The 9497-nt window shown below is 67.7% G+C and carries 6 protein-coding genes; 3 read left to right on the plus strand and 3 right to left on the minus strand.

The annotated features are described in order from the left end of the window. Positions 1–43: 43 nt before the first annotated feature. From nirB to ON34_RS20435, 3 genes are all read right to left on the minus strand, one after another. The gene (gene nirB / locus ON34_RS20425; protein WP_040781670.1) at positions 44–2569 is read right to left on the minus strand and encodes a nitrite reductase large subunit NirB; all 2526 of its coding nucleotides are present in this window, start codon (positions 2567–2569) and stop codon (positions 44–46) included. A 29-nt stretch (positions 2570–2598) separates the two neighbouring features. After that, on the minus strand, positions 2599–4119 hold the full coding sequence (locus ON34_RS20430; RefSeq protein WP_040781707.1) for a nitrate/nitrite transporter: 1521 nt from the start codon (positions 4117–4119) through the stop codon (positions 2599–2601). Between the two features lie 297 nt (positions 4120–4416). After that, on the minus strand, positions 4417–5664 hold the full coding sequence (locus ON34_RS20435) for an MFS transporter (RefSeq protein WP_051022913.1): 1248 nt from the start codon (positions 5662–5664) through the stop codon (positions 4417–4419). Positions 5665–5729: 65 nt separating this feature from the next. On the opposite strand from ON34_RS20435, the gene ON34_RS20440 reads away from it, so the two are divergent. From ON34_RS20440 to ON34_RS20450, 3 genes are all read left to right on the plus strand, one after another. Next, positions 5730–6401, plus strand: a complete 672-nt coding sequence (locus tag ON34_RS20440; RefSeq protein WP_040781673.1) for a FadR/GntR family transcriptional regulator — start codon at positions 5730–5732, stop codon at positions 6399–6401. 200 nt (positions 6402–6601) lie between these two features. Next, the gene (locus ON34_RS20445) at positions 6602–8083 is read left to right on the plus strand and encodes an MFS transporter (protein WP_040781675.1); all 1482 of its coding nucleotides are present in this window, start codon (positions 6602–6604) and stop codon (positions 8081–8083) included. 353 nt (positions 8084–8436) lie between these two features. Continuing rightward, positions 8437–9497 (plus strand): IPT/TIG domain-containing protein (locus ON34_RS20450; protein ID WP_174372057.1); only part of this gene is annotated, 1061 nt, incomplete at its 3' end.

Below are 9497 nucleotides of genomic sequence, written 5' to 3' on the forward strand. Positions count from 1 at the left end.
TTACTCATTGGTACCGACGCTCTGTTTCCGGGCGGTTAAGCGGTCATTTCCCCTGCGTGGCGACCGGGACCTCGGGCAGTCCCAGCAGGACGGGAACCTTCCGCTCGCCCGAATCGTCGAACGAAATCGTCGGATCGGCCTCTTCCGGGGCGTTGACGAACGACACGAAGCGAGACAGCTTCTCTTCGTCTTCCAGCACCGCGGCCCACTCGTCGCGGTAGCCGGCGACATGCTGAGCCATGGCCGCCTCTAGATCCTCGGCGATGCCCAGGCTGTCCTCGCAGATCACCTGCTTGAGGTAATCGATGCCGCCTTCCAGCGCCTCCTGCCACGGCGCGGTGCGCTGCAAACGATCAGCGGTGCGGATGTAGAACATCAGGTACCGGTCGATGTACTTGATCAGCGTCTCGTCGTCGAGGTCGCCGGCCAGCAGCACCGCGTGCTTCGGGGTGAGGCCGCCGTTGCCTCCGACGTAGAGGTTCCACCCGTGCTCGGTGGCGATCACGCCGACGTCCTTGCCGCGCGCCTCGGCGCATTCGCGGGCGCAGCCGGACACGGCCAGCTTGAGCTTGTGCGGCGAGCGCAGGCCCCGGTAACGCTTCTCCAGCAGCACGGCCATGCCGACCGAATCCTGCTGACCGTACCGGCACCAGGTGGAGCCGACGCAGCTCTTCACGGTGCGCAGCGACTTGCCGTACGCGTGACCGGATTCCATGCCAGCGTCGACCAGTCGCTTCCAGATCAGCGGCAGCTGCTCGACGCGCGCGCCGAACAGGTCGATGCGCTGACCGCCGGTGACCTTCACGTACAGGCCGAATTCCTTGGCCACCTCGCCGATGGTGATCAACTGCTCGGCGGTGACCTCGCCGCCCGGCATCCGCGGCACCACGGAGTAGGTGCCGTTCTTCTGCAGGTTGGCCAGGAAGTGGTCGTTGGTGTCCTGCAGCGCGGCCTGCTCGCCGTCGAGGATGTGGTCGCTCGAGGTGGAGGCGAGGATGGAGGCGACGGTCGGCTTGCAGATGTCGCAGCCGGTGCCCTTGCCGTACTTGGCGATCAGACCCGAGAAGGTGCGGATGCCGGTGACCTGGACGATCTGGAACAGCTCGGCGCGCGACTGCTCGAAGTGCTCGCACAGCGCCTTGGACATCTCCACGCCGGACTGCTCGAGCAGCTTCTTGAGCATGGGAACGCAACCGCCGCAGGAGGTTCCGGCGGTGGTGCACTTCTTGATCGACGGGATGTCGCAGGCGCCATCGGAGATCGCCCCGCAGATCGCGCCTTTCGACACGTTGTTGCAGGAGCAGATCTGCGCGTCGTCCGGAAGGGCGTCGGCGCCGAGTTCCGCGCCCGCGGGCGAGATCAGCGCGGCCGGTTCGGCGGGCAGCGGGCGGCCGACCAGCGGGCGCAGCGCCGAGTAGGCGGTGGCGTCGCCGACCAGGATGCCGCCGAGCAGGGTCTTGGCGTCATCGGAAACCACGAGCTTGGCGTAGGTGCCCTTGGCCGCGTCGTGCAGCACGACCGACAGCGCGCCCTCGGTGACGCCGTGCGCGTCGCCGAAGCTGGCCACGTCGACGCCGAGCAGCTTGAGCTTGGTGGACATGTCCGCGCCGGGGAACTCGCCCGCGCCGCCGAGCAGCCGGTCGGCCACGATCTCGGCGGTGCTGTAACCCGGCGCGACCAGGCCGTAGCACACGCCCTCCACGGCGGCGCATTCGCCGATGGCCCAGATGTTCGGGTCGGAGGTCTGCAGGCCGAGGTCGGTGATGATGCCGCCGCGCGGGCCGACCTCCAGGCCCGCGTCGCGGGCGATCTGGTCGCGCGGGCGGATACCGGCGGAGAACACGACCAGTCCGGCCTCGATGACCGACTCGTCCGACAGCGTGACCTTCACTCCGTCTCCGGTCGGCTCGATCGAGGAGGTGCCGACGCCGGTGTGCACCTGCAGGCCGAGGTCGGTGACCAGCTGCTCCAGGATGGCGCCGCCGCCCTCGTCGACCTGAGCGGGCATCAGCCGCGTGTTGTACTCGACCACGTGCGGGGTGAGCCCGAGCAGTCGCAACGCGTTCGCTGCCTCCAGACCGAGCAGACCGCCGCCCACGACCACACCGGCCGCGCCGGGACCGGCCGCCTCGGCCGCGGCACGGATGCCGTCCAGGTCTTCGATGGTCCGGTAGACGAAGCACTCCGGGCGGTCGTGACCTGGCACCGGCGGCACGAACGGGTAGGAGCCGGTGGCCAGCACGAGCGCGTCGTAGGCGAGGGTGTCGCCCGCCGACGTGGTGACCTTGCGCGCTTCTCGGTCGATCGACTCGGCGCGCTGCCCGAGCCGCAGCTCGACCAGGTCGTCACCGGCGTACTCGTTGCCGGGCAGCGCCAGCGCGGCGGCGTCCCAGCTGCCGACGTAGGACGAGAGGCCGACGCGGTCGTAGGCGGGCAGCTGCTCCTCGCTGAGGATGACCACCTGCCAGCGGCCTTCGGTGTCGCGCGAGCGCAACGCCTCGACGAACCGGTGCCCGACCATGCCGTGGCCGACGACCACCGCGGTCTTGCGAGCGACTGTGGGGTTCATCTGTTGGTCCTCCTGGACTGGATCTGGTGTCAGGCGCGGGCCGACGAGCTGGTGGACTGGGAGGGGGCGCTTCCGGACTGGGAGCGGCTGGCTTCGGCTTCGAGCACGAACGACTCGGCCTCCACCACGACATCGGAATCGGCGGCGACGCGGCCGACCGGGCGGCGCAGGAAGACCGCCCAGACCACCAGCGCGCAGACCACGTAGAAGGCCATGAACACCCAGAACGCGGTGGTCGCCGACTTGGTCGAGGCGTAGGAGGAGCGCAGCACCAGGTTGATGCCGACGCCGCCGAGCGCGCCGATGGCGCCGACGAAGCCGATGAGCGCGCCGGAGGTGTTCTGCGACCACGCGGCCCGCTCGGCGGGGGTGGCGTCCAGGCTCTTGGACTTCGCCTCGAAGACCGAGGGGATGATCTTGGTGACCGATCCGTTGCCGATTCCGGACAGCACGAACAGCGTGATGAAGCCGATGACCAGCGCGGTCATCACCGCACCGCTGGCCACGCCGTTGTTGCGGTCGGCCATCGTGCTGGCCACGCCGACCAGCACCGCGGCACCCATCATGGCGCCGAACACGTACAGCGTGACCCGGCTACCGCCGATGCGGTCGGCCCACTTGCCGCCGTAGGGGCGGGCCAGCGAGCCGAGCAGCGGACCGAGGAACGCGATCTGCGCGGCGTGCAGCGTGGCCTGCGCGACGCTGTCGCCACCGGCCTTGAAGCTGATCTGCAGGATCTGGCCGAAGGCGAAGCTGTAGCCGATGAACGAGCCGAAGGTGCCGATGTAGAGGAACGCGATCGCCCAGGACTGCGGCACCTTCAGGGCGGTGATCATGTAGGACAGATCGGCCTTCTGGCCGGGCAGGTTGTCCATGAACAGCGCGGCGCCGAGCCCGGCGAGCACGACGAGCAGCAGGTAGACCGCGCAGATCAGCGAGGCGTAGCCGTTGCCGATGGTGGCGATCACCAGCAGGCCGATGAGCTGGATCACCGGGACGCCGATGTTGCCGCCGCCCGCGTTCAGGCCGAGGGCCCAGCCCTTGAGCCGCTGCGGGTAGAAGGCGTTGATGTTCGTCATCGAGGAGGCGAAGTTGCCGCCGCCGAAGCCCGCGAACGCGGCGATCACCAGGAACGTCGTGTACGAGGTGCCGGGCTGGTTGATGAAGTACAGCGTCAACAGCGTCGGGATGAGCAGCAGGGCCGCGCTGAACACGGTCCAGTTGCGCCCGCCGAAGCGCGCGGTCGCCACGGTGTAGGGAATGCGCAGGAACGCGCCGACCAGCGTGGGCATCGCGACCAGGAAGAACTTGCCCGCCGGATCGATGCCGAACTTGTCGGTGGGCATGAACAGCACCATCACCGACCAGATCGACCAGACCGAGAATCCGACGTGCTCGGCGAAGACCGACCAGATCAAATTGCGCTTGGCGATGTCCTTGCCGCCTGCTTCCCAGGCCGCGACATCCTCGGCATCCCACTGCTCGATCTGCGGCCTGCGGATCTTCGTCCATAGCGCTTCCGAACGGTTACGCGTCAGCGTGCTCAACAGGGCCTCCCAAAGTCGGTTGGCCCCACGGTAGGAAATGGGTATTGCCGAAATGCTGCGCGAAATGACCGTCAAATCAACGGTTGCTCACGATTCCCGGTACGGCGGGGTGAGTTCCTAGTGAATGTTTCGCGCATGTGACACAGCGGTTTCCGCGCGTGACAAAGTGGCCGATCTCGAATTGGACGGCCCGTGAGGTGTGACGCGCGCTACCCGCCTCCGCGTATCGCCCACATCCTCACCCGGTTCGCACAGCGGCGCAACCCGAGTTGTGAGATTTCGCGAAATAGGTAAGGAGGTTCAATTCCAGGTGTCTTCGAGCAGGCGAGGTTTGCAGGCTTGCCAGGCGCCGGTCAGCAACACGAGCACGGCGGCGCCGAGCATCGCGAAGGGAGCGAGCCACCCGCCGGTCGCCGTGCGCAGCATGCCGAACAGCAGCGGACCCACACAGGCCACCGCGTAGCCGACGCCCTGGGTGAAGCCGGACAGCGCGGCCGACCCGCCCGGCGTGCGGGTGCGCAGGTTGATCAGCGTCAGCGCCATCGGGAAGGTGCTCGGGCCGAGACCGAGCAGCACGACCCACAGGATCGGCGCGGACATCGGCGCGAGCAGCAGCCCGGCGAACGCGGTGAAGAACAGCACCGCGCAGCCGACCACGACGGGGAACGGATTGCGGAACCGGGCGACCACGGTGGGCGCGGTCAGCGCGGCGACCAGGCCGACCACGGCGAACAGCCCCACCATCGCCCCGCCGTACCCGGCGCTGGCACCCGCCTCGCCCAGGACCTTCGGCAGCCAGGTGAACATCGAGTAGGTGATCAGCGAGGTCATGCCGAACATGCCCGCCATGCCCCAGGCGATCGGCGAACGCCACACGCGTCCGGTGCGCGGCGCCTGCTCCGGTGCGGCGGTCCTGTCCGCGTCGTCACGTCCGCGCAGCACCACCACCCACGGCACCGCCGCAGCGAAGCCGATCAGGGCCCACACCCCGAGCGAGACGCGCCATCCGTGCGCCTCGGCCACCGGCACCGCGGTGAAGGCGGGCACGACGGTGCCGAGTTGCACCATCACGATGTACAGCGAGCTGACCACCGCGAGGCGATCCGGGAAATACCGCTTCACCAGCGGCGGGATCACCACGTTGCCGATGCCCATGCCAGCGAGCGCGAGCGCGGAGAAGATCAGCAGCTCCACCGTGCCCGACATGAGCACGCGGATCAGCATGCCCGCGCCCGCCATCAGCATGGCGGTCAGCGCGGTGCGCTCCAGTCCGAGCCGGGTGGCCAGGATCGGGGTGAGCAGGCCGGACAGCGCGAACATGGCGGTCGGGATCATGCCGAAGACGCCGACGACGGCGGTGCCGTAACCGATCTCGGCGCCGATCCGCTCGGCAAGCGGGCTGAACGCGGTGACGGCGACCCGCAGGGTGAGCGCGGACATCACGATCGCGGCCAGTACCAGCAGGCGGCCCTCGGTCAGCGCACGTCGACGACGCTCGATCAGGACGGATTCCTGGCGAGGCACGATTTCGGGGAGGGTCGCAGTCACCGAGAAATCATAGGATGACCGGATGATGAGCGGCAATGATTTGTGATGGGCGGTACTCTGTCGAGGTGCAACCCGTCCGGCGCACCAGCCTCATCGCCCAGGTCACCGAGCAGCTTCGGGCCGAAATCCGTTCCGGCCGTTGGCCGATCGGCTCGCGCATTCCCACCGAGCCGGAGCTCACCGAGCTCACCGGCACCGGCCGCAATACTGTGCGCGAGGCCGTCCAGGCCCTCGTGCACGCGGGCATGCTGGAACGCCGCCAGGGCTCGGGCACCTATGTGATCGCCGCGTCCGATCTCGGCGGCACCTTGGGCAAGTACTTCGCCGACGCCGAGGAACGCGACGTGCTGGAGCTGCGCCTCGCGCTGGACACCACCGCCGCCGCGCTGGCGGCCCGCCGCCGCGACGACACCGACATCGCGAACCTGCTGCGCCTGCTCGCCGAGCGCGACAAGGAATGGGACGAAGACCAGGCCGCCGCGATCGAGGCCGACGTGCAACTGCACCGCGCGATCGTCGTCGCGAGCCACAACGCGGTGTACCTCGAGTTCTACGACTCGCTGCTGCCCATCATCGAACAGGTCATCCGGGCACGGACCGCGAAGTCCGACGACTCCTATCCCGAAGAGCACGCGGCCCTGGTGCACGCGGTGATCGACGGCGATCCCGAACGGGCCGCGTCGGCGACACGATGCTTCCTCAATTCCCTCATCGCCGAATATCCGGACGCGCGATAACCTCGCGCGACCGGCGAGGTAACCAAGTGGTCACCATCGGAATCCGGGCAATGTGAGTTGGAATTGCCGGGAATGTCACCGAACGCCACGGGGACGCAACAACCGGCTCTTACCTTTGTCTCGACCGTAGCTAGGCACTCGATACCGCCGGCGGCGACAGCCGCGATGAGGGCCGGTCGAGCCGAATCGAGAGGAAGCCGATGACCGCCGTAGCAGCCACCGGCCAGCAGTCGCAGCCAACGACTTTCGAATACAAGAAACGCGGACGCTGGATCGACCACTGGGATCCGGACAACGCGAAATTCTGGGAATCCGGCGGCGCGAAGACCGCGCGCAAGAATTTGATCTTCTCCGTGTTCGCCGAGAACCTCGGCTTCAGCGTCTGGGTCATCTGGGGCACCGTGGTCACCAGCATGGGCGCCGCGGGCTTCGACTTCCTCGCCGGCCTCGGCAAGGGCAACCCCACTGCGGTGAGCAACGCGCTGCTGCTGACCTCGACCCCCACCCTGGTCGGCGCCGCGCTGCGCATTCCCTACACCTTCGCCATCCCCAAATTCGGTGGCCGGGCGTTCACCGCGTTCAGCGCGGCCATGCTGTTGCTCCCGACCATCGGACTGGCGTACTTCGTCAACCAGCCCGGCACGCCCATGTGGGTGTTCCTGCTGCTGGCCGCGCTGGCCGGCGTCGGCGGCGGCAACTTCTCCTCCTCGATGGCGAACATCTCGTTCTTCTTCCCCGAAGGGAAGAAGGGTGCGGCCCTCGGCATCAACGCGGCAGGCGGCAACCTCGGCGTCGCGCAAACCCAGCTGATCCTGCCGCTGCTGATCACCCTCGGCACCCACATCATGGCGAAGGATCCCGGCGGCTACCGGTTCGGCATCACTCTGTCGGTGCTGGTCTGGATACCGTTCATCCTCATCGCCACGTTCGGCGCGCTGCGCTACATGGACAGCATCAGCACCGCGAAATCCGACGGCAAGTCCTACCGGCTGGCTCTCACCAGCCGGCACACCTGGGTGATGTCGTTCCTGTACATCGGCACCTTCGGCTCGTTCATCGGGTTCTCCTTCGCCTTCCCCACCCTGATCAAGGCCAACTTCCCGGACCTGGCCAAGATCGGCTGGATCACCACGCTCGGTAACCTCGCCTTCCTCGGCGCGCTGGTCGGCTCGTTCAGCCGTCCGTTCGGCGGCTGGGTCTCCGACAAGGTCGGCGGCGCCAAGATCACCGCGTTCGTGTTCGGCGGCATGTCGGTCGCGGTCGCGCTCATCATGGTCGCGCTGGAACTGAAGAGCTTCCCGCTGTACCTGATCTCGTTCCTGCTGCTGTTCGTGCTCACCGGCATCGGCAACGGCTCCACCTACCGGATGATCCCGATGATCTTCAGCGCCCAGGCCAAGAAGTACGCCGCCGAACACGGCCTCGACATCACCGAGTCGGTGGCCTCGGCCAAGCGTCAGGCCGGCGCCGCCATCGGCGTGATCGGCGCGATCGGGGCTTCCGGCGGCTACCTGCTCCAGCAGGCGCTGCGCCTGTCGAACATCAACTTCGGCAGCATGGCCCCCGCCTTCTGGGCCTACGCCGGGGCCTTCCTGGTCATGGCGGGCGTCACCTGGTGGTTCTACCTGCGGTCCTCGTTCGCCATTCAGCGCGTCCCCTCGCTGGCGTACGCGAACGTGTAACCGCCACAGCGTGTCCCGCGGTCCGGACCCCGCGGGACACGGGCGCGACGGCCCGCCGTTCCCCTCCGGCAGGTCCCGCGCCCACCGCAAAGAGACCGAACGTCCGCCTCGTCGCCCGGGTGATCCCGGGTCCGGCAACGGGTCCCGGCCTGCACCGGGACGATGGGCGGGCGTTCGGTTTCGTCGTACCTGGGTCCGTACGGAGTGCGCACCCAAAACGGACAAAACCAGATCGGAGATACATTGCCCAGCAACTAGTCCCGGGGTGTTAATGGAAAGGGCGGGCCGCCAATCGAGTCGTGCACCAATCCGGTGCAGAGGAATTAGCACCACGGCAACGAGGAGGCTCCGCCATGCCTACTATCACTTCCATTTCCCCCACGTCAGGGCCAACGACGGGGGGTACCAGCGTCACGATAACCGGCACCGGGTTCACCGGTCCGACCACCGTTCGATTCGGCAGTACGGCAACCACTTTCACCATGAACTCCCCGACCCAGATCACGGCCATCGCGCCCGCTGGGTCGGCCGGTACCGTACAGGTCACCGTCACCACCGCGGCCGGAACCAGCAACGGGGTCTCCTATACCTATCTCCCGGTTCCCTCCCTGAGCAGCGTCAGCCCCAGCCAAGGTTCCACCTCCGGCGGGACGACGGTCACACTCACCGGATCCGGCCTGACCGGAGTCACCGCGGTCAACTTCGGTGCCACACCGGCAACCTCGTTCACGGTCAACTCCGACACCCAGATCACCGCCGTCTCCCCTGCCGGGAGCGGGATCGTGTCGATCACCGTCACCGGACCGGGCGGCACCAGCAACCCGGTCACCTATGTCTACGTGGTGGTCCCGACCATCACTTCCATCTCCCCGACCGCAGGGCCCGCGGCGGGCGGCAACAGTGTCACGATCACCGGCAGCGACTTCACCGGCCCACTGACGGTACGGTTCGGCAGCACCGCAACGACTTTCACCGTCAACTCGCCGACACAGATCACGGCCACCGCCCCCGCCGGGTCGCCCGGCACGGTACAGGTCACCGTCACCGGCTCGGGTGGAACCAGCAACGGCGTCTCCTACACCTACGCCGGAGTTCCCAGCCTCACCTCGCTCAACCCGAGTTCGGGGCCGGTCACCGGCGGCACAACGGTCGTCATCACCGGCACCGGACTGTCCACCACCAGCGCGGTCAACTTCGGTGGCACACCGGCGACCTCGTTCACGGTCAACTCCAACACGCAGGTCACAGCAGTCGCTCCCGCAGGGACAGGGACGGTACAGGTCACCGTCACCACTGCCGGTGGCACCAGCAACGGACTCTCCTACACCTATGTCGCCGTGCCCACGCTGACCTCGGTGGCGCCGAACTCGGGGCCAGCCGCGGGCGGAACGACGGTAGTCCTGACCGGAACGGG

The sequence above is a fragment of the Nocardia pneumoniae NBRC 100136 genome (assembly GCF_000308755.1).
GTDB lineage: Bacteria > Actinomycetota > Actinomycetes > Mycobacteriales > Mycobacteriaceae > Nocardia > Nocardia pneumoniae.